Source organism: Streptomyces sp. NPDC058632 (genome assembly GCF_042717095.1).
Taxonomy (GTDB): Bacteria; Actinomycetota; Actinomycetes; order Streptomycetales; family Streptomycetaceae; genus Streptomyces.
This window is the reverse complement of record NZ_JBHXQZ010000034.1, coordinates 24,549-48,946: the sequence shown is the minus strand read 5'-3', so window position 1 is coordinate 48,946 and position 24,398 is coordinate 24,549. Positions and strand designations below refer to the sequence as shown.

General features: G+C 71.6%; 24 protein-coding genes and 2 pseudogenes. 6 read left to right on the top strand and 20 right to left on the bottom strand.

Features of this window, described 5'->3' with window-relative positions; all coding sequences use genetic code 11:
• Positions 1-33 precede the first annotated feature (33 nt).
• Complete coding sequence (locus tag ACFWVE_RS15505; protein ID WP_384013498.1) at positions 34-1,320, bottom strand: acetyl-CoA C-acetyltransferase; 1,287 nt, start codon at positions 1,318-1,320, stop codon at positions 34-36.
• Positions 1,321-1,427: 107 nt separating this feature from the next.
• On the opposite strand from ACFWVE_RS15505, the gene ACFWVE_RS15500 reads away from it, so the two are divergent.
• The gene (locus ACFWVE_RS15500; protein ID WP_384013495.1) at positions 1,428-2,759 is read left to right on the top strand and encodes a 3-oxoacyl-ACP reductase; all 1,332 of its coding nucleotides are present in this window, start codon (positions 1,428-1,430) and stop codon (positions 2,757-2,759) included.
• Positions 2,760-2,884: 125 nt separating this feature from the next.
• Positions 2,885-3,691 (top strand): MaoC family dehydratase, encoded by an 807-nt coding sequence (locus ACFWVE_RS15495; RefSeq protein ID WP_384013562.1) that lies wholly within the window; start codon positions 2,885-2,887, stop codon positions 3,689-3,691.
• On the opposite strand, the gene ACFWVE_RS15490 is transcribed toward ACFWVE_RS15495, so the two are convergent.
• The 6 genes from ACFWVE_RS15490 to ACFWVE_RS15465 form a co-directional block, all read right to left on the bottom strand.
• A complete protein-coding gene (locus ACFWVE_RS15490; protein ID WP_384013492.1) occupies positions 3,661-4,398 on the bottom strand; it encodes a TetR/AcrR family transcriptional regulator in 738 nt (245 codons plus the stop codon). The genes ACFWVE_RS15495 and ACFWVE_RS15490 overlap by 31 nt on opposite strands.
• 89 nt (positions 4,399-4,487) lie before the next feature.
• Positions 4,488-4,814, bottom strand: coding sequence for a DUF4229 domain-containing protein (locus ACFWVE_RS15485; protein WP_384013560.1), 327 nt, complete (start codon positions 4,812-4,814; stop codon positions 4,488-4,490).
• Positions 4,815-4,937: 123 nt separating this feature from the next.
• On the bottom strand, positions 4,938-5,504 hold the full coding sequence (locus ACFWVE_RS15480) for a GNAT family N-acetyltransferase (RefSeq protein ID WP_384013488.1): 567 nt from the start codon (positions 5,502-5,504) through the stop codon (positions 4,938-4,940).
• A 17-nt stretch (positions 5,505-5,521) separates the two neighbouring features.
• On the bottom strand, positions 5,522-6,685 hold the full coding sequence (mqnE, locus tag ACFWVE_RS15475; protein WP_384013485.1) for an aminofutalosine synthase MqnE: 1,164 nt from the start codon (positions 6,683-6,685) through the stop codon (positions 5,522-5,524).
• Positions 6,686-6,733: 48 nt separating this feature from the next.
• Entirely contained in the window at positions 6,734-7,192 is a 459-nt protein-coding gene (locus tag ACFWVE_RS15470; RefSeq protein WP_384013482.1) for an Lrp/AsnC family transcriptional regulator, read from the bottom strand.
• Positions 7,193-7,301: 109 nt separating this feature from the next.
• Entirely contained in the window at positions 7,302-8,015 is a 714-nt protein-coding gene (locus ACFWVE_RS15465; RefSeq protein ID WP_384013479.1) for a UbiX family flavin prenyltransferase, read from the bottom strand.
• A gap of 153 nt (positions 8,016-8,168) precedes the next feature.
• Here ACFWVE_RS15465 and ACFWVE_RS15460 point away from each other — a divergent pair, with 153 nt between their 5' ends.
• The gene (locus tag ACFWVE_RS15460; protein ID WP_384013558.1) at positions 8,169-8,714 is read left to right on the top strand and encodes a rhomboid family intramembrane serine protease; all 546 of its coding nucleotides are present in this window, start codon (positions 8,169-8,171) and stop codon (positions 8,712-8,714) included.
• Between the two features lie 137 nt (positions 8,715-8,851).
• On the opposite strand, the gene mqnP is transcribed toward ACFWVE_RS15460, so the two are convergent.
• Genes mqnP through ACFWVE_RS15445 form a run of 3 tightly spaced genes read right to left on the bottom strand, consistent with a single transcriptional unit; the run spans position 8,852 to position 11,741 of the window.
• Complete coding sequence (mqnP, locus tag ACFWVE_RS15455) at positions 8,852-9,775, bottom strand: menaquinone biosynthesis prenyltransferase MqnP (RefSeq protein WP_384013477.1); 924 nt, start codon at positions 9,773-9,775, stop codon at positions 8,852-8,854.
• Positions 9,772-10,293 (bottom strand): hypothetical protein, encoded by a 522-nt coding sequence (locus ACFWVE_RS15450; RefSeq protein ID WP_384013474.1) that lies wholly within the window; start codon positions 10,291-10,293, stop codon positions 9,772-9,774. The genes mqnP and ACFWVE_RS15450 overlap by 4 nt, the downstream gene beginning before the upstream one ends.
• On the bottom strand, positions 10,290-11,741 hold the full coding sequence (locus ACFWVE_RS15445; protein ID WP_384013471.1) for a menaquinone biosynthesis decarboxylase: 1,452 nt from the start codon (positions 11,739-11,741) through the stop codon (positions 10,290-10,292). Before ACFWVE_RS15445 ends, ACFWVE_RS15450 begins: the two co-directional genes overlap by 4 nt.
• A gap of 93 nt (positions 11,742-11,834) precedes the next feature.
• Here ACFWVE_RS15445 and ACFWVE_RS15440 point away from each other — a divergent pair, with 93 nt between their 5' ends.
• Positions 11,835-12,206 (top strand): PLD nuclease N-terminal domain-containing protein, encoded by a 372-nt coding sequence (locus tag ACFWVE_RS15440; protein WP_384013468.1) that lies wholly within the window; start codon positions 11,835-11,837, stop codon positions 12,204-12,206.
• 144 nt (positions 12,207-12,350) lie between these two features.
• Here ACFWVE_RS15440 and ACFWVE_RS15435 read toward each other — a convergent pair.
• From ACFWVE_RS15435 to hemL, 10 genes and pseudogenes are all read right to left on the bottom strand, one after another.
• Positions 12,351-12,961, bottom strand: a pseudogene (locus ACFWVE_RS15435) (hypothetical protein); the annotation flags it as partial.
• An 86-nt stretch (positions 12,962-13,047) separates the two neighbouring features.
• The gene (locus tag ACFWVE_RS15430; protein ID WP_384013465.1) at positions 13,048-14,040 is read right to left on the bottom strand and encodes a CU044_5270 family protein; all 993 of its coding nucleotides are present in this window, start codon (positions 14,038-14,040) and stop codon (positions 13,048-13,050) included.
• Positions 14,037-14,651, bottom strand: a complete 615-nt coding sequence (locus ACFWVE_RS15425) for an RNA polymerase sigma factor (protein ID WP_384013463.1) — start codon at positions 14,649-14,651, stop codon at positions 14,037-14,039. The genes ACFWVE_RS15430 and ACFWVE_RS15425 overlap by 4 nt, the downstream gene beginning before the upstream one ends.
• Before the next feature lie 77 nt (positions 14,652-14,728).
• A complete protein-coding gene (ccsB, locus tag ACFWVE_RS15420; protein ID WP_384013460.1) occupies positions 14,729-15,880 on the bottom strand; it encodes a c-type cytochrome biogenesis protein CcsB in 1,152 nt (383 codons plus the stop codon).
• On the bottom strand, positions 15,877-17,682 hold the full coding sequence (locus tag ACFWVE_RS15415; protein ID WP_384013457.1) for a cytochrome c biogenesis protein ResB: 1,806 nt from the start codon (positions 17,680-17,682) through the stop codon (positions 15,877-15,879). The genes ccsB and ACFWVE_RS15415 overlap by 4 nt, the downstream gene beginning before the upstream one ends.
• Positions 17,683-17,687: 5 nt before the next feature.
• A complete protein-coding gene (locus ACFWVE_RS15410; RefSeq protein WP_384013455.1) occupies positions 17,688-18,482 on the bottom strand; it encodes a cytochrome c biogenesis CcdA family protein in 795 nt (264 codons plus the stop codon).
• A 1-nt stretch (position 18,483) separates the two neighbouring features.
• A complete protein-coding gene (locus ACFWVE_RS15405; protein ID WP_384013453.1) occupies positions 18,484-19,161 on the bottom strand; it encodes a TlpA family protein disulfide reductase in 678 nt (225 codons plus the stop codon).
• 66 nt (positions 19,162-19,227) lie between these two features.
• Positions 19,228-20,622, bottom strand: a complete 1,395-nt coding sequence (locus ACFWVE_RS15400; protein WP_384013450.1) for a hypothetical protein — start codon at positions 20,620-20,622, stop codon at positions 19,228-19,230.
• A 381-nt stretch (positions 20,623-21,003) separates the two neighbouring features.
• On the bottom strand, positions 21,004-21,723 hold the full coding sequence (locus tag ACFWVE_RS15395) for a histidine phosphatase family protein (RefSeq protein ID WP_384013448.1): 720 nt from the start codon (positions 21,721-21,723) through the stop codon (positions 21,004-21,006).
• Positions 21,720-23,036 carry a glutamate-1-semialdehyde 2,1-aminomutase gene (gene hemL, locus ACFWVE_RS15390; protein WP_384013445.1) on the bottom strand — a complete coding sequence of 439 codons (1,317 nt, stop codon included), beginning with the start codon at positions 23,034-23,036 and terminating at the stop codon, positions 21,720-21,722. The genes ACFWVE_RS15395 and hemL overlap by 4 nt, the downstream gene beginning before the upstream one ends.
• 635 nt (positions 23,037-23,671) lie before the next feature.
• On the opposite strand from hemL, the gene ACFWVE_RS15385 reads away from it, so the two are divergent.
• Complete coding sequence (locus tag ACFWVE_RS15385; protein ID WP_384013442.1) at positions 23,672-24,109, top strand: hypothetical protein; 438 nt, start codon at positions 23,672-23,674, stop codon at positions 24,107-24,109.
• A 111-nt stretch (positions 24,110-24,220) separates the two neighbouring features.
• Positions 24,221-24,337, top strand: a pseudogene (locus ACFWVE_RS15380) (hemerythrin domain-containing protein); the annotation flags it as partial.
• Between the last annotated feature and the right edge of the window lie 61 nt (positions 24,338-24,398).

Here is a 24,398-nt window from a genome sequence, read left to right as displayed (position 1 = left end):
GGATGTGCAGCGTCGGGGGTCGCCCGGGGTGGTTCACGTGCGCTCCAGAACGGCCGTCACGCCCTGCCCGCCCGCCGCGCAGACGGAGATCAGGCCGCGGCCGGGAGCGTCCCGTTCGGCCAGGAGCTTCGCGAGGGTCGCGACGATGCGGGCGCCGGTGGCGGCGAAGGGGTGACCGGTCGCCAGGGAGGAGCCGGCCACGTTCATCCGGGCGCGGTCGACCGGACTCAGACCCTGCTTCTCCCAGGCGGCCAGGGTGGCCAGCACCTGGGAGGCGAAGGCCTCGTGGACCTCGATCAGGTCGAAGTCCGCGATGTCCAGCCCGGCGCGTTCCAGCATGCGCGGGACCGCGTACGCGGGGGCCATCAGCAGGCCGTCCTCGCCGTCCGCCACATCGCCGTGCACGAAGTCCACGGCGGCGCTCCCGTACGCGGTCAGGTACGCCCGCGGCTCCAGGCCCCGTGCCCGCGCCCACTCCTCGCTCGCCAGCAGTACCACCGCCGCACCGTCGGTGAGCGGGGTCGAATTGCCCGCTGTCATCGTCGGGTCGGGGCCCCCGGTGCCGAACACGGGCTTCAGCGTGGCGAGTTTCCCGACGGTCGAGCCCGGCCGGAGGTTCTGGTCGCGGGCCAGTCCGCGGTGGGGCACCACCAGGTCCTGGAAGAAGCCGCGTTCGTACGCCGCCGCCAGCCGTTGGTGGCTGGCCGCCGCCAGTTCGTCCTGGGCCTCACGGGTGATGCCCCAGGTGCGGGCGGTGACCGCGGCGTGTTCGCCCATGGACAGGCCGGTGCGCGGTTCGGCGTTGCGCGGGATGTCGGGGACGAGGTGTCCGGGGCGCACCTTCGACAGCGCCTTGAGGCGGGCGCCGAGCGACTTCGCCCGCCGTGCCTCCAACAGCACCTGTCGCAGGCTGTCGTTGACGGCGAGGGGCGCGTCGCTCGCCGTGTCGGCGCCGCCCGCGACCGCGGACTCCGTCTGGCCGAGGGCGATCTTGTTGGCGGCGGCGACGACGGCCTGGAGGCCGGTGCCGCAGGCCTGCTGGATGTCGTAGGCGGGGGTACGGGCGTCCAGCGCGGAGCCGAGGACGGTCTCGCGGGCGAGGTTGAAGTCGCGGCTGTGCTTGAGCACCGCACCGGCGACGAACTCCCCGACCGCGCCCGGCGCCTGGAGCCCGTACCGCTCGACGAGGCCGTCCAGGGCGGCGGTCAGCATCTCCTGGTTGGAGGCGGTGGCGTAGGGGCCGTCGGAGCGGGCGAACGGGATCCGGGTGCCGCCGATGACCGCGACGCGCCGGACGACAGCCGGCTTCAGGGGGCTCATTTCGACCTGCTCCTCACCGCGACATGACCTTACCTCCGGTAACCTTACTCTAGAGTAAGCAAAGTGTTCGTAGTGAGTGAGCACGCACACCCCGCTGGGAGTCGCACATGGCCGACCGCTATCTGAGCTTCACCGCCACCACGCCGGGCCGCTTCCTGGGCCGCCGGCTGGGGCTCCCCCGGCCCGTGGCGCTGAAGCGCTGGTCACCGGCGCGGCCGGGCCTGGAAGGCGGCCTGCTCCACCTCACCGCGGGCACGTCCGGCCTCGACCCGGCGCCCGTCCTCGCCCGCGCCGGGCTGGGCGGGGACGACACCGGCCGGCCCGCAGCCGTCGTCCTGGACGCCACCGGGGTGCGGGACGTGGACGGCCTCGCCGAAGTGCACGCGGCCCTGCATCCCGTCGTACGGTCGGTCGCCGCGAACGGCAGGGTCGTCCTGCTCGGCGCCCCGCTCGACACCGCCGACCACCACCAGGCCGCCGCCCAGCAGGCGTTGGAGGGCTTCACGCGCTCCCTGGGCAAGGAGATCGGCCGGGGCGGCACGGTGAACCTGGTCCGCCTCACCGACCCGGACGCCGCCGAGTCCACCCTGCGTTTCCTGCTCTCGCCCAAGTCGGCGTACGTCAGCGGACAGGTGATCGAGGTGGGCGCCGACGCCACCGCCACCACAGCGGTCGCCGGCCAGGGGAACCAGTCCGGCCAGGGGAACCTCCCCCTCGCGGGACGCACCGCCCTGGTCACCGGCGGTGCCCGCGGGATCGGCGAGGCGGTCGCCGGGACGCTGGCGCGGGACGGTGCCAAGGTCGTCGTGCTCGACGTGCCGCAGGCCGGGGCGGACGCCCGGCGCGTCGCCGAACGGCTCGGCGGCCTCGCCCTCCCCCTCGACATCACGGCCCCCGACGCGGGCGCCCGGATCGCCGAGGCACTGCCCGACGGCCTGGACGTCCTCGTCCACAACGCGGGCATCACCCGTGACCGACGGCTGGCCAACATGCCCGCCGAGCGCTGGGCCCCGGTGCTGGAGGTGAACCTGGCGAGCGTGCTGCGCACCACCGACGCGCTGCTCGCCGCCGGCACCCTGAAGCGGGGCGGGCGGATCGTGGCGACGGCGTCCATCGCCGGGATCGCCGGCAACACGGGCCAGACGAACTACGGGGCCTCCAAGGCCGGCGTCATCGGCCTGGTCCGCGCCCTCGCCCCGCGCGCGGCGGCCGAGCACGGGGTGACGGTGAACGCGGTCGCCCCCGGGTTCATCGAGACGAAGATGACGGCAGCGGTCCCGCTGGTCATCCGCGAGGCGGGCCGGCGCATGAACTCCCTGTCCCAGGGCGGCCTGCCCGTCGACGTCGCCGAGACCACCGCCTGGCTCGCCCACCCGGCCTCGGGCGCGGTCAACGGGCAGGTCGTACGGGTCTGCGGCCAGAGCCTGCTGGGGGCGTGACCAACATGACCTCCGTACCTCCCGCCGTGCCCCCCGCCGTGCCCCCCGCCGTGCCTCCCGCCGTGCCCCCCGCCGCGTCTCCGGCCCCGGTGACCCTCGCCCGCTCCCCCGCCCTCGCGCCCCTGATGGCACGCGGTGCGCTGCTGTCGCCGTTCAAACGGCCCCGCCCCGACGCCGCGTTCCCGCAGACCCCACTGGTGCTGCCCGGCCTGCGGGTGGATCTGGCGCGGCTGGCGGCGTACGAGCGGATCTGCGGCTTCCCGACCGGGGAGGACGCGCTGCCGCTGACGTATCCCCATGTGCTGGGCTTCCCGGCGGCCATGCGGCTGATGAGCCGCCGGGACTTCCCGCTGCCGCTGCCCGGCCTCGTCCACACGTCGATCGAGATCACCCGGAACCGGACCGTGCGCGTCACCGGGACGCACGAACTGAGCGTGCGCGTCGAAGGGTTGGCGCCGCACCGGCGCGGTACGGAGGCCGCCGTGGTCACCGGGATGCGGACGCCCGGCGGTGACCTCGTATGGGAGTCCCGGAGCACGTATCTCGCCCGGCACCGCACCTTCGGGCCCACCGCCCCGCCCGGGGGGAAGACGTCAGGGATTCCGCAGCCGCTGCCCGTCGTCGACGCGTGGCTGCTGGCCGGGGACACGGGGCGGCGGTACGGAGCCGCGTCCGGCGACCGCAACCCGATCCATCTGCACCCGCTCACCGCACGGCTCTTCGGTTTCCCCCGCGCCATCGCGCACGGCATGTGGACCGTGGCCCGCTGCCTCGCCGCGCACGGCGTCCCGGAAGCGGTGACGGTCCGGGCCGACTTCAGGGCGCCGGTCCTGCTGCCGGGCACGGTGACGTACGGGGCACGGGACGGGCGCTTCGAGCTGCGCGGCCCCGGCGACCGCCTTCACCTCACCGGTGACGTCCGCCCGGCGTGAACGACCGCACCGGCCCCGGCGCCTTCGGCATCCGCATCGGCACCGGCACCGGCGTCCGGGGCTTCGTCGTCGGGCGGTGACCAGGGGCGGCCCGCCATCAGGTCGCCCAGCCCCGCCCAGGCGAAGTTCATCAGGGTGGCCGAGGCCTGCCGGGCGGTGACGCCCGGGGTCCTGTTGGCCCAGTCCGCGAGGGCCTCGGCGGCGCCGACCAGGGCCTCGGCGAGCCCGGCGACCTCGCCGCCGGGGAGATCGGGGTCGCGATGCGCCTCGCGGGCGGCGGCGAGGATCAGCTCGGTCACGAACGTCACGATGTCCGCGCGCATCGCGGCGACCTCGGCGGCGAAGACCTCGCCGTGGGTACGGGCCTGGAGGTGCAGGACGGCCCAGCCGTCCGGGTGCCGCGCGGTGTGGGTGAAGAACGCCGTCAGGCCCGACCAGAGCTGGCGGTCCGCGGGCCGTACGGGACGGGCGCCGGCGCGCACCGCCTCGACGAGAGCCTTCGCCTCGCGGCGGATGCACGCGAGGAAGAGGTCTTCCTTGGAGTTCAGATACAGGTAGACCAACGGCTTGGAAACGCCGGCCAGTTCGGCGATCTCGTCCATCGAGGCGGCCATGTATCCGCGCTGGCCGAAGGTCTGCACGGCGGCGTCCAGCATCTGCTGTTCGCGGACCGCACGCGGCATCCGCTTGCTCTTCACGGCACCCATACGGATCAGCCTACGGGGCGAGGGCATCCTCACCCGCCCGCACGGGAAACCCACCCCGTCCGGACCGGACCGGGCGCATGCCCCGGGTGCTACGAGACCTGCGCCTGTCCCTGCCCTTGTGCCTGCGCCTGTGTGCCGCGGGCGTCGTCGTCGGCGCCGTCCTCCTGGTTGCGGTTGGCCTCCAGGTTGGCCTTCGCCCGGTCGACGCGGCGCACGATGTTCTCGGAGGCCAGGTCCCGCTGCTTGCGCAGGACGACGAAGCTGATCGGTGCCGAGAACACCAGGGCGAGCAGGACGATCCACAGCCCGTTGGAGTCGCCCAGGCCGCGCGGGGCGAGGCCGGAGTGGACGAGGCCCCAGACGACCAGGAGGCAGCCCACGAAGATCCCGAAGCGCATCAACGTGTAGCGGAGCATCTTCTTCCACTCTCCCGGACGAACGGCCAGAACGTATCCCAAGGGGTTCCCAATGGGACACCCTCCAGTGAAGCACGCCCGCCCCCGGACAACCGAAGCGGGGTCCGGGGCGGGTGCGTGCCGTCAGGTCAGCGGCAGCAGCATGACCACGTCGTCCCGCTCGTCGCCCGGGGCCACCCGGATCGCGCCGGGGACCCGTCCGACCTCCTTGTAGCCGCAGGAGCCGTAGAAGCGCTCCAGGCCGAGGCCGCCGCGGCAGGTGAGCCGGATCGCCTCGATGCCGGGAAGGGTGCGGGCGGCCCGTTCGGCGGCGGCGAGCAGGTCACGGCCGTACCCCTTGCCCTGGTGGCGGGGGTGGACCATCACCGTGTACAGCCAGAGCCAGTGCGTCATCAGACGGTGGGTGTTGAGGGTGAGGAACGCCGTCGCGGCGACCCTCCCCTCCTCGTCGAACCCGACGAGGAGCCGGGACCGCCGCTCCTCCATCGCCACGAACTGCCGCATCAGCTCCGGGCGGACGTCCTCCCGCGTCACCGGCGGCACGAAGCCGACGGCTCCGCCCGCGTGGGTGACGTCCACCCACAACTCCAGGATGCCGTCACGGAGTCCGGGAGTGACGGGCGGATCCAGCGCGAAGGTCAGCGGCGTGGAACGGGGGTCCTCCGGTATGGAACGGGGGCTCTCCGGCATGGAACGGGGACTCCTCCTCAGACCCGCATCGGCTGCGGGGACTCGCGGCGGGCGGGATCGGCGGCGTCGTACTCGCGGATGATCTCGTACCGCGTGTTGCGCTCCACCGGGCGGAAACCGGCGTCGCGGATCAGGTCCAGCAGGTCCTCGCGGGTGAGCTTGTCCGGCGTGCCGAAGTCGTCCGCGTCGTGCGTGATCTTGTACTCGACGACCGAGCCGTCCATGTCGTCCGCGCCGTGCTGGAGGGCGAGCTGGGCGGTGTTGACGCCGTGCATCACCCAGAAGACCTTGACGTGCGGGACGTTGTCGAAGAGGAGACGGGAGACGGCGAACGTCTTCAGCGCCTCCGCGCCGGTCGCCATCTGCGTCCGGGCCTGGAGGCGGTTGCGCACCTTCCCGTCCTTCATGTCCACGAAGTCGTGCTGGTAACGCAGCGGGATGAAGACCTGGAAGCCGCCGGTCTCGTCCTGGAGCTCACGCAGCCGCAGCACGTGGTCGACGCGGTGGCGGGGCTCCTCGATGTGGCCGTAGAGCATGGTGCAGGGGGTCTTCAGCCCCTTCTCGTGGGCCAGCCGGTGGATCCGCGACCAGTCCTCCCAGTGGGTGCGGTGGTCGACGATGTGCTGCCGGACCTCCCAGTCGAAGATCTCCGCGCCGCCGCCGGTGAGGGACTCGAGCCCGGCGTCGATCAGCTCGTCGAGGATCTCGGACGCGGACATCCCGGAGATGGTCTCGAAGTGGTGGATCTCGGTGGCGGTGAACGCCTTCAGCGACACGTCCGGCAGCGCGGCCTTCAGCTCGCGCAGGGAGCGCGGGTAGTAGCGCCAGGGCAGATTGGGGTGGAGCCCGTTGACGATGTGCAGCTCGGTGAGGTTCTCCCCCTCCATCGCCTTCGCGAGCTTCACCGCCTCCTCGATCCGCATCGTGTACGCGTCCTTCTCCCCCGGCTTGCGCTGGAAGGAGCAGTACGCGCAGGAGGCGGTGCACACGTTCGTCATGTTGAGGTGGCGGTTGACGTTGAAGTGGACGACGTCGCCGTTCTTCCGCGTCCGTACCTCGTGCGCCAGCCCGCCCAGCCAGGCCAGGTCGTCCGACTCGTACAGCGCGATGCCGTCCTCGCGGGACAGCCGCTCACCGGAGCGGACCTTCTCCTCCAGCTCGCGCTTGAGCCCGACGTCCATGCGGATACCCCTTTTCTGAGACAGACTCCGTCAACCGTAACGCCCCGGCTACTGGACCTCTTCGGGCAGCTCACCGACGCGGTTCTCCCACTTCGTGGAGAGCACGATGGTGGTACGCGTCCGGGAGACCCCCTTGGTCCCGGACAGCCGGCGGATCATCCGCTCCAGCCCGTCCACGTCGGCCGCCCGCACCTTGAGCATGAAGGAGTCGTCACCGGCGATGAACCAGCAGTCCTCGATCTCCCGCAGGTCCTTCAGCCGCTGCGCCACGTCCTCGTGGTCGGCGGCGTCGGAGAGCGAGATGCCGATCAGGGCGGTCACCCCGAGGCCGAGCGAGGCGGCGTCCACGGTGGCCCGGTAGCCGGTGATGACACCGGCCGCCTCCAGCCGGTTGATCCGGTCGGTGACGCTGGGGCCCGACAGGCCGACGAGGCGCCCCAGCTCGGCGTAGGAGGCCCGGCCGTTCTCTCTCAGGGCCTGGATGAGCTGCCTGTCCACCGCGTCCATGCGATCGAAGCCTTCCGCTGAAGAGGTCTGAACATGATTGAGAATCGGTGAGTGCCACTGCGGGGTGTACGGGGGCGCACGGGGAGTGCACCGGGGGCGCGGGCGCTGCTCAGGCGGTACGGGACGGTGATGCTCCACCCCCGAGCCCGCCCTTCCAGCGGCGGTACAGCCGGTGCTCGACACCCGCCGCGTCGAGGACGCGTCCGGCGACGAAGTCCACCAGGTCCTGGATGTGCGTCGCGCCCGCGTAGAAGGCCGGTGAGGCGGGCACCACGGTCGCGCCCGCGTCGTCGAGGGAGACCAGGTGCCGCAGCGTCTGGCCGTTCAGCGGGGTCTCCCGTACGGCCACGACCAGTGTGCGCCCCTCCTTGAGGGTCACGCTCGCCGCCCGTTGCAGCAGGTCCTTGGACAGCCCGAGCGCCACCCCGGCCACACAGGCCGTGGAGGCGGGCACGATCAGCATGCCCTTGCTCGGGTACGAGCCGGAGGAGGGGCCCGCGGCGAGGTCACCGGCGGCCCAGTGCCGTACGCCGTCGAGGTCCACGGTGAAGGTGTCCGGATTGCCGTCCGCTCCACGGGACAGCCATTCCCGCAGGTCGTCCCGCCAGTGGGCGTCCCGGAAGGAGATGCCGGTCTCGTCCAGCAGGGTGAGCCGTGAGGCACGGCTGACGACGAGGTCGACACTCTCCCCCGCCTGGAGGAGCGCACGGAGGACGGCTGCCGCATATGGCGTGCCGGAAGCGCCGGACACCCCCAGGATCCAAGGCGTTCGCGTCGTCTCTCCTGGCTTGAGATGGTTCACGACACCGAGCCTATCCGGCATCGTGGGAGGGGAACCGGCCAAGGGGTCCGGTCCGTTTCCCCGACGGACGATCGATCCGTCTCCCGGGGGACGGTCAAGGCGAGGGGGTGTGCCGTGTCCGACATCGATACACGGTGGTCGGGGCGCGAGCGGGCGAAGACGGCGGCCGGGGTGATGGTGGCCTGGGTCGCGCTGCTGTGGCTGCTGGAAGTGTCCGACGCGGCCTCCGGTCACGCGCTGGACGACTTCGGCGTCGTGCCGCGCACGACCTCGGAGCTGGTCGACGTCGTCCCCTCCGCCTTCATCCACTTCGGCTTCGCCCATGTCGCGGCGAACAGTGTGCCGCTGCTGGTGCTCGGTTTCCTCGCGGCCCTGGGCGGGCTGCGCCGGTTCGCCGCCGTGTGCGCGCTGATCATCGTCTGCGACGGCCTGGGGGTGTGGCTCATAGCCCCGGCGCACACCAACACGGCGGGCGCCTCCGGCCTGGTCTTCGGTCTCTTCGGTTTCCTGCTGTGCAGTGGCTTCGTGGAGCGCCGGCCCATGGGCGTCGTGGTCGCCGTGCTGGTCGGCGCGGTCTGGGGCGGTTCGATCCTCGCGGGCATCGCGCCCGGCCAGACCGGCGTGAGCTGGCAGGGCCACCTCATCGGCCTGCTGGCCGGCGTGGCCTCGGCCTTCCTGTTCCGGCGCCGGCCGGACCGCCGGGGCGCGCTCACCGCGTGAGGGCGAGTCCTGATGCGGTGAGCGCACAGGGGCGGTGCGTCGGCTCGTGCGGGGCCCCTGCGGGCGGTCGTGCGGGCTGAACGGAGGTCCGGCTGTCCGGGCGCCGGGGGCCCGTCGTACGAGAGGACGACGGGGCCTCAGACCGTCAGTCCGCGCACCAGAAGGTCCAGCAGCGCGCAGACGAACAGCGCGATGCCGATGAAGCCGTTGACGCTGAAGAAGGCGCGGTTCAGGCGGGTCAGGTCGTTCGGACGGACGATGGTGTGCTCGTAGACGAAGGCCGCCGCGACGACCAGGAGGCCGAGCCAGAAGAACGCGCCGGCGCCGGTGAGCACCGCGTACCAGACGAACAGGGCCGTCGTCACGGCGTGACAGGCGCGGGCGCCCCGGACGGCGGCCGGGATGCCGAAGCGGGCCGGGACCGACTTCACGCCGACCTCGCGGTCGGTCTCCACGTCCTGGCAGGCGTAGATGAGGTCGAAGCCGCCGATCCAGACGCCGACCGCGAGGCCGAGGACGACCGCGTCCCAGGACCAGGAACCGGTGATGGCCAGCCAGCCGCCGACCGGGCCCATGGCCTGGGCGAGTCCGAGTATGGCCTGCGGGAAGTCGGTGAACCGCTTGCCGTACGGATAGACCACCATCGGGATCACCGCGACCGGCGCGAGGGCCAGGCAGAGCGGGTTGAGCAGGGCGGCCGCGCCCAGGAACACCACCAGGGCGACGATCGCGCCGGTCCACGCGTGCCTGACCGACATCGCGCCGGTGACCAGCTCGCGGTGGGCGGTGCGCGGGTTACGGGCGTCGATCTCCCGGTCGATGATCCGGTTGGCGGCCATCGCGAAGGTGCGCAGGCCGACCATGGCGATCGTGACCAGGAGCAGCCGGCCCCAGTGGATGTTCCGGTCCCACTCGTACATCGCGGTGAGAGCGGCGATGTAGGCGAAGGGCAGCGCGAACACGGAGTGCTCGATCATCACCAGGCGCAGGAAGGCCTTCACCCTGCCCGTCGGCTGCGGCGCCGCGCCCGAGCCCACGATTCCGTCGGCGGTGGTCATCATGCGAGGCTCCCGAGGAACGCGTCGAGGTCGGCCAGCAGTGCGGCGACGGGCAGCGGGCCCGTCTCCACGGTCAGCGGCGTCCCGGCGTCGTCGCCGGACGGGTCCTCGGGCGGGGTGAGGTGGGCGGTGAAGACGTACGCATCCGTGCCTGTGACTGTGCCCCCTCCCGTGTCCGGGGCGGCGGCCGGGCGGGCGTCCAGGCGCAGCAGCGAGCCGCCGTCGACCGTGAACGGCCCGCCCGCCGCGGCGGCGAGCCCGGCGCGCAGCCGTTCGGCGAAGTCGGCGGGTTCCGCATCGCGCACCCCGGGCAGCTCGAATCCGCCGCCCTCGCCGTCGTGCTCGATCAGGACCGCCCAGGTGTCACCGGCGCCCACGAACTCCTCCGGCGTGACGCCCGCCTGCTCGGCGGCCTGCCGGACTCCGGGGTCGGCCGGGTCCAGCTCGGGGCGTACGAGGGCCACGTAGTCGGTGTCGGTGCCGATGAAGAGGGCCGGGCCGCCCACGGGGACGGGACTCACAGTCCGTACTCCTTCCAGCGGCGGTCGACCAGCGCGGCCGTGTCCGGGTCGGACTCGACCATGTCGGGCCAGCCGCCGTCGCGCGTATAGCCCTCCTCGGGCCACTTCCTCGTCGCGTCGATGCCCGCCTTGCCGCCCCAGAACTGCTGGTAGGAGGAGTGGTCCAGGTGGTCGACCGGGCCTTCGACGACGCTGAGGTCGCGGGCGTAGTCGGTGTTGCCGAGGGCCCGCCAGGCGACCTCGTGCAGGTCGTGGACGTCGCAGTCGGAGTCGACGACCACGATCAGCTTGGTCAGCGACATCATGTGGGCGCCCCAGACGGCGTGCATCACCTTCTGCGCGTGCTTGGGGTACTTCTTGTCGATCGAGATGATCGCGCAGTTGTGGAAGCCGCCGGCCTCGGGGAGGTGGTAGTCCACGATGTCCGGGACGATGATCTTGAGGAGCGGGAGGAAGAAACGCTCGGTGGCACGGCCCAGCGGCCCGTCCTCGGTCGGCGGGCGGCCGACGACGATCGACTGGAGCAGCGGACGCTTGCGCATGGTGACGCAGTCGATCGTCAGGGCGGGGAACGGTTCCTGCGGGGTGTAGAAACCGGTGTGGTCGCCGAACGGGCCCTCGGGAAGCATCTCGCCCGGCTCCAGCCAGCCCTCGACGACGACCTCGGCGTGCGCCGGGACCTGGAGCGGGACCGTCCTGCAGTCGACCATCTCGATCCGCTTGCCCTGCAGGAACCCGGCGAAGAGGTATTCGTCGATGTCGCCGGGGAGCGGCGCGGTGGAGGCGTACGTCACGGCGGGCGGGCAGCCGAAGGCGATGGCGACCGGCAGCCGCTCACCGCGCCGGGCGGCCACCTGGTAGTGGTTGCGGCTGTCCTTGTGGATCTGCCAGTGCATGCCGATGGTGCGCTTGTCGTGGCGCTGGAGCCGGTACAGGCCGAGGTTGCGGATGCCCGTTTCGGGGTCCTTGGTGTGGGTGAGGCCCAGGTTGAAGAAGGAGCCGCCGTCCTTGGGCCAGGTGAACAGGGCGGGGAGCCGGTCGAGGTCCACGTCGTCGCCCTGCAGGACGACCTCCTGCACCGGGGCGTCCTTCACCTTCTTCGGCGGTACGTGGGTCATCGAGCCGAGCTTGCCGAACGCCTCGCGCAGGCCCACGAAGCCGTTCGGCAGCTCGGGCTTGAGCAGGCCGCCGATCTTCTCGCTGATCTCCGCGTACGACTTCAGGCCCAGCGCCTTCAGCAGGCGACGGTCGGTGCCGTACACGTTCATCGCGAGGGGCATGCTCGAACCGCGCACGTTCTCGAACAGCAGCGCGGGACCGCCGGCCTTCTGCACCCGGTCGACGATCTCACCGACCTCGAGGTGCGGATCGACCTCTGCCTTGACGCGCTTGAGGTCGCCCTCGCGGTCCAGGGCCCTCAGCAGGGAGCGAAGATCGTCGTAAGCCATGGGGCCAAGTATCCCCGAGCGGCTACCCTTGCCAGGTACCTGGGGGCTGTGGCTGTGCCGACGTCCCCGACGACCCCTTCTCTGGAGAGGCCCATGCTCCGGGTGCTGATGTTCCTCGTCCCCCTCGCCCTGAGCGTCTACGCGTTCATCGACTGCATCAGCACGAAGGACGAGGACATTCGTCACATGCCCAAGCCGCTGTGGGCGATCCTCGTGCTGGTGTTCCCGCTCGTCGGTTCGATCTCGTGGATCATCGCCGGCAAGAAGCGGCACCCCGCGGGCGCGGGCGGCACCATCGGCTCCGCCTGGAGCCGGGGCGGCAGCCGGCGGCAGTGGGTGGCCCCGGACGACAACCCCGAGTTCCTGAAGTCGCTCGGCGAGGAGCCGGAGGGGCCCGGAGAGAAGAACACCGACCCGGGCAGGGACAAGGGCAGGGAACGCGACGAGAAGCCCGAGACCGACTGAGGGACCGCGCGGGGCCGGCCCCCGCCCGGTCGGGTCATCCGCGTCCGGCTGCATGGCCGCTACGCCGGCGGCCCGCCCGATCCCCTGTCGAAGGGGCGGTCGCACGGCGCGGGGGCGGGCCGGTCCGAACCCAGAGGGCCGGGATCACCCGCCCTCGAAAATCTCCTCCGCCTCGGACACGGTGATGGCCCGGGTGAGCCATGCGCGGAGAACCTCATGGTCGAGGCAGCTTGTGACGCGCGTGCGCACGGCGTCGGACACCTCAAGACCGCGCTGCTCGAGAACGGGCAGGACATCCTCGGCACGGCCTTGCGCTCGGCCTCTCTCACGCCCTTGTTCACGCCCCTGTTCACGCCCTTCGTCCCTGATTTCTTCGGAGATGTAGGACTTGTGGAAGGAGAGGTCCACGACCACCAGACTCCTCCAGAGGTGCTCGGCCGGGCGGTTGCCCAGCCCCTGTGCGGTGAATTCGACGAGGGGGTCCGCGATGTCTTCGGGAGTGTCCCGCAGTGCTGCGGAGAGCGCCTTCAGTATCTCGTTGACGGCCGTGTCGGCGGCGTGCGTGATGGCCGTCAGGCCGGCCAGGACCAGGTCGGTACGTGCCTCCTGCGGGTCGGTGATCACCGGCATGCTGTGCGGGCCTGCGACCAGGGGCTGGAGGGTGAGGGTGGGCATCCGGGGCGGCCCGCTGCACACCGCCTGCTGGGCCCAGCGGGCGGTGCGGTGGCATGGTCCTGGCAGACGACGAGGAGCGCCGCGATGACGAGGGACTTCATCACGCGGCGCCCCGAGGTGTGGAACGAGGACATCGGGGTGTGACGGGGACCCGGGGGCGACGGCCCTACGGCCGCCGGCCCGCCTCGTCCACGACGGCCCTGCGCGTGATCACCGTGTTGCTGGTGACGGTGCCCTTCCGCACATCCGAGTAGTCCTCACTGGCCACGCTGCGCTCGCCCAGGAACTCGTGGGTCCCGGCGTCGAAGAGCCACTCGTCCCGGGTCGGGTTGTCGGGATCCTGACGGGCGACGGCGACCGCCTTCCGGCCGAGGGCGTCCACCGCGTTCTCCACCACGGTCACCCCTTCGATGCGGGCCACCGCCCGGTACAGGGCGGCATTCTGCTCCGGCGGCACGATCGCGTCCCGGATCAGGTCGCCGACCAGGACGAACATGGCCTGCTCGGTCTCCTGACCGCCCTGGTCCGGGGCCGTCCGGCGCAGCCAGTCGTACATCCCGTCCGGGTCGGTGGGCAGTGTGGACAGATGCCGGTAGTGGGTGGCGACCTCGCCGCCCGGTTCGCCCGGACCCGGGTCCGGGTCGGTGGCCCACCGGCCCCTGCCCTGTTCCCGGATCAGCCCCTTGCGGCTGCCGTCGACGGATGTCCACTGCTCCGAACGGTGCAGCGGCGGGATCGTCGTCCTCCCTCCCTCCTCGTACCGCGCGTAGGAGACCCTGCTGTCGATGTACACGTACTGGTCGTCCTCGATGCCGCTGTAATCGGTCTGCTGCTCGGCGGCGAGCGCGATGTTCTCCAGCAGGGCGACGGCCGGCGTGCCGGACCGCTCGTCGGTCGGTGTGCCGGGCTGGGCGGCCGGTGCCTTGCCGGGCGGCCGGTCGTCCGTTCCGCCGCCGCCGGACGGGAGAACCATCACGGTGACGGCGGCGGTCGCGACGGCCGCCGCCGCGAGCGCGGGTCGCAGCCACTTGTTCCCCTTGTCCCACCGGGGGGCGGGTGCCTGGTCTTCTCGCCGGATCTCGGTCATCAGGTGCTCCTTGAGGAGTCGGTGACGGGCCGGTGGAAGGTCTCTCTCGGGGAGTTCCGGGAGCTGGTTCATCGGTTTCCCTCCCTCAGGGGCCCGACCGCGGTGCCGCGGTCATCTCTCATCTGTCCGCGGAGCGCGGGTAGTTCCGGGTTTTCGAGATGGTTCGCGAGTTTTGTTCGAGCGCGGGAGAGGCGGGACCGCACGGTGCCCACGGGTATGCCGAGCGCGTCCGCCGCGGCGGCGTAGTCCAGCCCGGACCACACGCACAGCGCCAGCACCTCGCGTTCCGCACGGCGCAGCCGGGCGAGCGCCGTGCGGACGAGGGCGAGCCGTGCCGCGTCGTCCACCTGCCCCGCGACCTCGTCGGCGAAGTCCCGTACCGTCCCGTCGCGCGGCAGGCGGGCGACGGCGGCCGCGTGTCTGCGGGCGGCGCGGCGGGTGTTGCGGGTGACGTTGGTGGCGATGCCCAGCAGCCAGGGGCGCAGCGAGCCGCCTTCCTCGTCGAGCCGCTCGCGCAGCCGCCACGCGTCCAGGAAGGTCAGGGAGACGGTCTCCTCGGCACTCGCCCAGTCGCCGGTGAGCCGGTAGGCGTGGTTGTAGACGGAGCGCGCGTACGCGTCGAAGAGGTCGCCGAAGGCGTCGTGGTCCCCCGCACGGATGCGTCTCCGCAGATGTATGTCCACGCCCTTCTGCCTGTCCGGACGACGAAGGCCGGTTCCCGTGACCCAGGTCACGGGAACCGGCCTTGGCGGGACGGGGGTCAGAACCCGACGGAACGGAGCGCGTCCAGACCGACGTCGGCGTAGGAGTGCTTGCCGGAGACGAAGATGTTCACGCCGTAGTAGTTGAACAGCCAGCAGCCGAAGGCGAGCAGGGCCAGGTAGGCGGCCTTGCGGCCCTTCCAGCCTGCGGTGGCGCGGGCGTGCAGGTAGCCGGCGTAGGCGACCCAGGTGATGAAGGACCAGGTCTCCTTGGGGTCCCAGCCCCAGTAGCGGCCCCAGGCGTCGCCGGCCCAGATGGCGCCCGCGATGATCGTGAACGTCCACAGCGGGAAGACGGCCGCGTTGACGCGGTAGGAGAACTTGTCGAGCGAGGCGGAGGCGGGCAGCCGCTCCATGACGGAGGTGGCGAAGCCGCCGGGCTTGCCGCCGCGCGCGAGCTTGTTCTCGTAGGAGTCCTTGAAGAGGTACAGGACCGTGCCGACCGCACCGACGTAGAAGACCGCGCCGCACAGGATCGCGGTGGAGACGTGGATGTAGAGCCAGTACGAGTCGAGCGCGGGGACCAGCTGGTCGCTCGCTGTGTACAGGACGGTGACGGCCAGGCCGAGGTCGAGGAGGACCGTCGTGGTCAGGAACAGGCCGAGCCAGCGCACGTTCTTCCTCAGCGCCAGCAGCAGGACGTACACGCCGACGGCGACCGTGGTGAAGGTGATGTTGAACTCGTACATGTTGCCCCACGGCGCCCGCTGCACGGACAGCGCCCGGGTGAGCACACCGCCGAACTCGACCAGGAAGGCGAGCACGGTGAGGGAGACGGCGATCCGCCCGTAGAGGTCGCCCTGCGCGTCGCCGCCGTGCGCCCCCGGCCCGTCGGGCACGTCCCGCGCGCCGGCCGCGGCCCGTACGACGACCTTGGGCCGCTCCAGTACGGCGGTGCCGCCCTCCTGCTTCACGGTGACGGCGGGGGCGGCCTTCCCCGCCGCCTGCGCGCGCGGGGTGAGCGCGGCGGCGGTGCGGGCGACCTTGCTTCGGCTGCCGAAGATCCATTCGGCGATGTACGCGAAGAAGGCCAGGGTATAGACCGCCATCGCGGAGTAGATCAGGACGTTGCTGATCTCCGCGAGGTTCTCGTTCTTCGCGGCGGCCAGGCTCGTGGCGGTGACCAGTTCGGTCGCGGCGGCAAGAGTCACGGCTTCTCAGCCCCTTCGGCAGGTACGGCTTGAGGGTCGGGGGTATCGGGCGAGTCCGGCGCATCGGGTGATCCGGCGGACGGGTCCGGGTCCGGGGCGCCCGGGGCGCCGTCGTAGAGGATTCCGGCGAGGTCGCCGAGTTCCTCGGGCACGATGGCGGACTCGCTGCGGCCGAGCCCGGCCATCTCGACGACGGTGACGCCGTCGGGGCCCTCGACCGCGCGCACCCACACCCGGCGCCGCTGGATGAACAGGGAGCCGGCCAGACCGGCGATCGCGACGAGGGCGCCGCCGAGGGCCCAGCCGCCGCCCGGCTCCTGGACCATCTGGAAGCCGGCCCATTCCCTGATGTCGTTCTCGAAGGTGACCGTGCCCGCGCCGTCCGGGAGGGTCATGGTCTCGCCGGGCGTCAGCATCTTCTTGAACAGCTCGCCGTCGGAGTCCTTGAACTCCTTCATCTTGGTCTTGTCCATCTGGTACACGCTCTGCGGAATGCCGGAATCGGCCTTGAGGTCGCCGTGGTAGGCGGACAGCGCGAGCACCGGATAGTCGAGGGCCGGGAACTGGGAGAGCATCGTGCCGCTCTGGGAGCCGCCGAAGGTGGGCACGAAGAAGGCGTTGAAGCCGAGCTGTTCCTTCTCGCCCTCGGCGTTGCGGTAGCCGTCGAGGACCTTGACCACTCCGGAGGAGGTGACGTTGGAGTCGAGCGGCAGCAGGGGCACCGCGTCCTTGAAGACGACCTTGCCGTCGCCGTCACGGACGGTGACCACGGGCGCGTAGCCGTGGCTGACGAGGTAGACCTTGGAGTCGCCGATCCGCAGCGGCTCGTTGACCTTGACGGTGGTCGTCCTCTCCTCGCCGTAGGCGCCCTCGCTGTAGACGAGTTCGGTCTCGTAGGTGCGCGGCGTTCCCTTGTTGGGGCCGCTGCGCTCGTAGGTGCCGGTGAAGGACTTCACGTCGAAGCTGAACGGCTCCAGGTCGGCGACGTCGAAGAGGTTGCCGGACTTGAAGTCGTCGTACTGCGAGAGCGTGTTGGCGAAGCCGTTGCCCTCGACGATCAGCTTGTTGCCCTCGGACTTGAACAGCTGTCCCCAGGCGAAGGCGATCAGCATCACGATCAGGGCGAGGTGGAAGGCGAGGTTGCCGGCCTCCCGCAGATAGCCCTTCTCGGCGGCGACGGCGTCACCGGCGAGGTGGGCGCGGAAGCGGTGCTTCCGCAGCAGGGCGAGCGCGGCCTCGCGGACCTGCCCGGGTTCGGCCCCGGTCCGCCAGGTGGTGTACGCGGGCAGCCGGGTCAGGCGCTTGGGCGCGCCCGGCGGGCGTCCGCGCAGCTGGCCCACGAACTGCCAGGTGCGGGGCACGATGCAGCCGATGAGGGAGATGAACAGCAGGATGTAGATCGCCGAGAACCACACCGAGCTGTAGACGTTGAACAGGCCGACCTTGTCGTAGAGCGGCGCGAGGAACTCGTGCCGCTCGCGGAAGTCGGCGACCATGGTCTCGTCGACGCCGGTCTGCGGGATGAGCGAGCCGGGGATCGCGGCGAGCGACAGCAGCAGGAGCAGCAGCAGCGCGACCCGCATGGAGGTGAGCTGCCGCCAGAACCAGCGGGCCCAGCCGATGACGCCCAGCGCGGGCAGATTCGGCAGGTCCTCCCTGGGCGCGGTGGACAGCTGGGAGCCGGCCGCGCCGAGGTCCTGGTCCTGCTCGCGGGCGGCCCGGTCCCGGGCCGCGGCGTCGGCCGCGGCGCCCCCGGATTCCCCCGGGGTGTGCCCCCGCCCGGTCTTGGAAGTCGTGCTCATCGCCGTCAGATCCCCACAGTGAAGCCGTTGGACCAGGTCTGCATCTCCACCACGAGGCTGTCCCACACGCCGGTGAGCAGCAGCACTCCGGTCACGATCATCATCGTGCCGCCGGCCCGCATGACCCAGACGTAGTGGCGCTTGACCCACCCGAAGGCACCGAGCGCCTTGCGGAAGGCCACGGCCGCGAGGACGAAGGGCAGACCCAGTCCCAGACAGTACGCGACGGTCAGTACGGCGCCGCGTCCGGCGCTCTCCTGCTGTGCGGAGAGCGTCAGCACGGAGGCGAGGGTGGGGCCGATGCAGGGCGTCCAGCCGATGCCGAACAGGGCGCCGAGGACGGGCGCGCCGGCCAGGCCGGCCGCCGGCCGCTTGTGGAAGCGGAACTCGCGCTGGGTCAGCCAGGGCATCATCCCCATGAAGAAGACGCCCATGAGGATCATGAGGACGCCGAGCACCTTGGTGAGGAGGCCCGACTGTTCCTGCAGCGTCTGCCCGAAGAAGCCGAAGAAGGCGCCGCCCGAGACGAACACGACGGTGAAGCCGAGGACGAACAGCGAGGCGCCGGCGACCATCCGGCCGCGCCGGGCCTCGGCCAGGTCGGTGCCGGACACGCCGGTGACATAGGAGAGGTAGCCGGGCACCAGCGGCAGGACGCAGGGCGAGAAGAAGGAGACGAGCCCGCCGAGCAGGGCGATGGGCAGTGCCACCAGCAGGGCGCCGTTGAGCACCGTGCCGTTGTAGCCCGTCCCGGCGGCGAGGGAGCCCGCGTCGGCCGCGAGCGAGGTGAGGACGGTCACGTCACTTCTCCGCGACGACCGGCTCGAGCATCTTCAGCAGCCGTTCCTCGCTGAGCGCGGTGAGCGATCGGGCGGCGACCCTGCCGTCCCGGTCCAGGATCAGGGTGGAGGGGATCGCCTGCGGGTTGAGGGTGCCCTTCTCGAAGCGGAGCATCAGCTTGCCCGTGGGGTCGTAAAGGCTCGGGTAGGTGATGCCGAAGTCCTTCTCGAAGGCGAGCGCCGACCCGGTGCTGGTGTCGCGGGTGTTGATGCCGACGAACTGCACGTCCCGGCCGGCGTAGTCCTCGGACACCTTGGCGAAGTACTTGGCCTCCGCGCGGCACGGGTTGCACCAGGAGCCCCACACGTTGAGGACGACGACCTTGCCCTGGAAGTCGGCGACGTCGAGGTGTTCGCCCTCGAGCGTCTTGCCGGACAGGTCGGGCGCGGCGACGCGCTCGCCCCTGGCGACGGTGGAGATGCCGTCGGTGCCGGTGACGAAGTTGGTGTTGCCGCCCCCGCCGGACGTTCCGCCGGAACCGCACGCGGTGAGCAGCAGGGCCGCCACCGCGGCTCCGGTGGCCAGGGCGGCACGGCGCCCGCGGACGCGCGGGGCGCGCACGCGGGCGGCGTGAACTCGGGCGGCACGGACACCGGTGGCGCGGTTCGAGCGCTGGGGGGCGCGGCTGGCGGCACTCATGTGAAAAGTTTCGCATGCCCGTTCCGGGGATCTTGGGCACCCCCCTTGCGGGTGGAAACCCGCATATCAGGCGCCGCTCGCGGCCCCCGTGCCCGCGCCGGTCCCCGTCCCCGCGGTGCCGCCCGAGCCACTGGAGCCGGCTGTCCCACCGGAACCGCCCGTCCCACCGGAACCGCCCGTCCCGCCGGAGCCGCCTGTCCCGCCGGAACCGCTCAGGAAGCCCTTCCAGCCACCCGCCGGTTCCTGCCCGACCCCCAGCGTGCGCAACCGCTCCAGCACCTCGGGTTTCTGCACGTCCAGCCAGTCGGCGAACTGCCGGAAGGAGACCATGCGGACGTCGCCGCCCTTCTCCTTCTCCCGCGCGATGTGCTCGATGACACCCTCGACGGCGTCCATGTAGATGCCGCCGTTCCACTGCTCGAAGTGGTTGCCCACGAAGAAGGGCGCCCGGTTCGTCTCGTACGCACGCTTGAAGCCTGATATGTACGCCCGGGTCGCCTGCTCCCGCCAGGCGGGGTGGTTGCCCGCGGGCGCGTTGGTGGAGTTGACGGACTGGTTGGCGAGGATGTTGTAGTCCATCGACAGGACCTCGAAGGACCGGCCGGGGAACGGAATCTGCTGCAGGGGCAGGTCCCACATCCCCCGGCGTTTCGCCGGCCAGACCTGAAGGCCGCCGGGCGAGGAGGCGTCGTAGCGCCAGCCCAGGTCGCGGGCGGTGGTGAGCAGGTTGTCCTGGCCGAGCAGACAGGGCGTACGGCCGCCGACGAGTTCCTTGTCGTAGTCGAACGGCAGGGACGGCAGGTCCGTCCAGCCGGAGTTGGTCCGCCACTCCTTCACGAACGACTTCGCCTGGTCGATCTCGCTGCGCCACTGCTGCGGGGTCCAGGTGCCGACGCTGCCGGAGCCGGCGCAGAAGTGGCCGTTGAAGTGGGTGCCGATCTCGTGGCCCTCGAGCCAGGCGCGGCGGACGTTCTTCAGCGTGTCCTTGATGTGGCCGTCGGTCAGGTAGCCGATGTCGGAGGCGCCGCGCGGGTTGTTGGGCGGGTCGTACAGCCGCTTCTTCGACTCGGGCAGCAGATAGATGCCGGAGAGGAAGAACGTCATGTGGGCGTCGTGCCGCTTGGCGAGGTCCAGGAAGCGCGGGAAGAGCCCGTTGCCGACCTCGCCGGCCCCGTCCCAGGAGAAGACGACGAACTGCGGCGGGGCCTGTCCCGGCTCCAGCGGCACCGGCCGGGAGGGCTGGTGGGGCTGCTTGCCGGTGAAGGCGGTGGAGCCGTCGCCGATCGGCCGGGCGGCCTTCGTCGGCTCGGGCTTCCCGGGACGGTCACCGCCCTTCGGACCGTCCGTACGCCTCGAGCCGTCCGAGCCTGTGCCGCTGCCGCTGCCGCAGCCGGCCAGCGGGACCGTCGCGGCGGCTCCCGCGCCGAGTCCGAGCATTCCCCTGCGGGTGAGCGCGCGCATGACATCCCCGATCGTCGCGTCCTCCGGTGGTCACTCACTGAGAGGACGCGACGGGAACGGGAGTTCCCCGTCTCGTGCGAAAGTTCGACAACGAACGTCACGAGGGTGTGCCGGGCACCGGGTGTGCCGCACGCCGCACGGGCCGGGCATCGCACGTCGAGTGCGTCAGTGCCTGCCCGGCAGATCAGGCCGGAGGCGACCGGCGGTATCCGTCCGGCCGGGGCCGGCGGGGACCGGCGCGTCCCGCCGCGGGGCGGAGGAGAGTGTCGACGCGGGGCGGGGCCCCGCGCACGGGCCCCGCCGGGGTCTCTCCCCTGCCCGGAGAACTCGGGCAGGGCGTACCGCGGCCCCCGCGTCTCCGGCATGCCCCGCCGGTCAGGCCTACGCCCCGAAGGCCTTGCCCTGCGGGGCGCCGTCCTTCCCCCTCACCGGTTTGGCGCCGGCGAGGAGATGGGCGGGGACCAGATCGCGGGCCGGCTCGCTGTAGCCGACGGAAACGATTTTGTCGCCCAGGTAGGTGAAGGTGGTCAGCGAGGCGAGCGTGCACTGCCGCTTGCGCGGGTCGTGCCACAGCCGCCGCTTCTCGACGTGGGAGCGCACGATCCAGATCGGCAGCTGATGGCTGACCAGGACCGCCTCGTGACCGCGCGCCGCGTCCTTGGCCGCGTCGAGCGCGCCCAGCATGCGGACGACCTGCTCGGCGTACGGCTCGCCCCAGGACGGCCTGAACGGGTTGACCAGGTGCTTCCAGTTCCCGGGCCGGCGCAGGGCGCCGTCGCCGACGCCGAAGGTCTTGCCCTGGAAGACGTTCTCCGCCTCGAGGAGCCGGTCGTCGGTGGCGATGTCCAGGCCGTGTGCCTTGGCGATCGGCTGCGCCGTCTCCTGGGCCCGCTCCAACGAGGAGGCGCCGACATGGACGATGTCGCGGGAGGCGAGGTGCTCGCCGACCCGGTCGGCCATCCGCCGGCCCAGTTCGGAGAGCTGGTAGCCGGGGAGCCGGCCGTAGAGGACACCGTCCGGGTTGTGGACCTCGCCGTGCCGCATGAGATGGACGACGGTGAGGTCCCCGCCCTTCTTCCCCGCGCCCGTGCCGTCGCTCATGCCGTCGCCTCCGCTGCCGCTCGGGCCGCCGCGGGGAGGGCGTCGGCGATCCGCTGGACGGCCCGGTCGTCGTGCGCGGTGGACACGAACCAGGACTCGAAGGACGAGGGCGGCAGATAGACGCCGTTCTCGAGGAGGGAGTGGAAGAAGGCGGTGAAGCGGAACGACTCCTGCGCCTTGGCGTCCTCGTAGTTCCTCACCGGCCGGTCCGTGAAGAAGACGGAGAACATGTTGGAGGCGTTCTGCAGCGTGTGCGCGACGCCCTCCTTGGCCAGCGCCTCGGTGACGAGGGCCTGGATCCGCGCGGAGACGGCGTCCACCTTCTCGTACGCGGCGTCGTCGAGCAGCCGCAGCTGGGCGAGCCCGGCGGCGGTGGCGACGGGGTTCCCGGAGAGGGTGCCGGCCTGGTAGACGGGCCCGGCGGGGGCGAGGTGCGCCATGACGTCGGCCCGCCCGCCGAAGGCCGCGGCCGGGAAGCCGCCGCCCATCACCTTGCCGAAGGTCATCAGGTCGGGCCGCACGCCGTCGACGCCGAACCACCCGGCGCGGCTGGTACGGAACCCGGTCATGACCTCGTCGGAGATGTACAGCGCGCCGTTCGCGGCGCAGGCGTCCTTGAGTCCCTGGTTGAACCCGGGCAGCGGCGGTACGACACCCATGTTGCCCGGGGACGCCTCGGTGATCACGCAGGCGATCTCACCGGGGTGCGCGGCGAAGGCCGCGCGCACGGCGTCGAGGTCGTTGTAGGGCAGGACGATCGTGTCGCCGGCCTGGGCGCCGGTGACACCGGGGGTGTCCGGCAGGGCGAAGGTGGCGACGCCCGACCCGGCGGCGGCGAGCAGCGCGTCGACGTGCCCGTGGTAGCAGCCGGCGAACTTGACCACCTTGGCGCGCCGCGTGAAACCGCGGGCGAGCCGGATGGCCGACATGGTGGCCTCGGTGCCGCTGGACACGAGCCGGACCTGCTCCAGCGGCTCGATCCGGGCGACCATCTCCTCGGCGAGCGCGACCTCGCCCTCCCCGGGCGTCCCGAAGGAGGTGCCGCGCGCGACGGCGTCCTGCACGGCGGCGATCACCTCGGGGTGCGCGTGCCCGAGGATCATCGGCCCCCAGGAACAGACGAGGTCGACGTACTCCCGCCCGTCGGCGTCGGTCAGGTACGGGCCGGTGCCGGACACCATGAACCGGGGCGTGCCGCCGACGGCCCGGAAGGCACGCACCGGCGAATTCACGCCACCGGGTGTGACGGCCGCGGCACGATCGAACAGCGCCTGCGAGGCTTGGGCTTCGTATGGGTATGGCAGTTCGCTCATGACCTGCGACTTCTCCGACCTCTCCGACATCTCGGACTCGGGCTGCGAGTGACCTGTTCAGAGTAGGCCAGGCGCGAGCGGGGGACCGGGGGCCGGGGCCCGCCGGCCCCGCGGCGGTCCCGCGGCGGTCCGGTGAGTAATCCGGCCCCACCTGCCCGTACCACCTGTTCGCACAACCATGTCGCACGCCTGTTCAGCACGGTCGCCCCGCGCGGCCGTTCACGGGCTCGGATATCCGGCCACCCGCAGGGGCGTCCGGCCCCGGATCGCCCGTGATCTGCGAAACTGGCGTGGGAGTGCACACAGCTCACCGGTCCGGGGCGGCCGGACGCTGGGAAGGACCCGCGGGCAGATGCGACACCGTACGTTTCGGCGGGCGGCCGTGGGGGAGGTCACTGACACGATGATCGGGTTGCGCGGCGGGGCCACGCGGCCTAGAAAAGCAGTCGGGTGGAGATATGCATCGCGGTGGCGGACTGGGCGAGGGGACTGACGACCTCGGCCCTCGGCGTTCCCGGCGGGGAAAGCACCGGCGCGAGGCGGAAGAGGCGGACGAGGCCCGTCGGGCACGCGGTGCTCCGGATGGGGCCGAGTCGATCGCCCCGTCGAGTGCGGGGAGCAGGAGTGGTGGGCGAGTGGGGGTGACCTACAAGTACTTCGGCGCACCGGACGGCGCCACCGCCGCCCGCGTCCCGATCTCGATGCGCCCCGAGGAACTCGGCGGCGACGAGCTCGGCATGAACGGCATGTTCACCAAGATCAAGCCGGAGACGATGGCCGCCATGGTCCTCACCGGCATCGAGGGTGTCCCCCTGCACAAGGTGCCGCCGCTGGAACTGGTCGTCCTGCACCCCGACTACGCGGTCGTGAAACTCCCGATGACCGTCGTCGACCCCCTCCGCGGCATAGGCGAGGAATCGGTGGGCGCGGCCGCCTTCATCTGGTCCACGGTCCCGGATCGCGGCGGTCCCCGCGACGCCTTCAATGTCTACCAACTGCTGCACGAGTGGCAGGACTTCAGCCACCGGCTGCACGAGGCGGGGCACCAGGCGTACTGCCTGGTGTGGCCCTGACCTGGGGTTTCACTGGTAGCGGGTGAGGGCTTCGGGCCTCGCCCTTTTCGGTGCCGGAGAGGGGCCGCCGGGCGGCCGGGGCACAGGGGCGACGACGTCGTCGCCCTGCTGATGCGTCAGCACGGCGACATCCGCACCCTTTTCGACGAGATCGAGGCCACCGCCGGCGAAGAACGCCGCGACGTCTTCCGCCGCCTGGTGCGCCTGCCGGCCGTGCACGAGACCGCCGGGGTCATGGGCAAGGACCGACTCCGCGCCTTCCCGGCCGGCCGGGCACACCCGGCCGGGC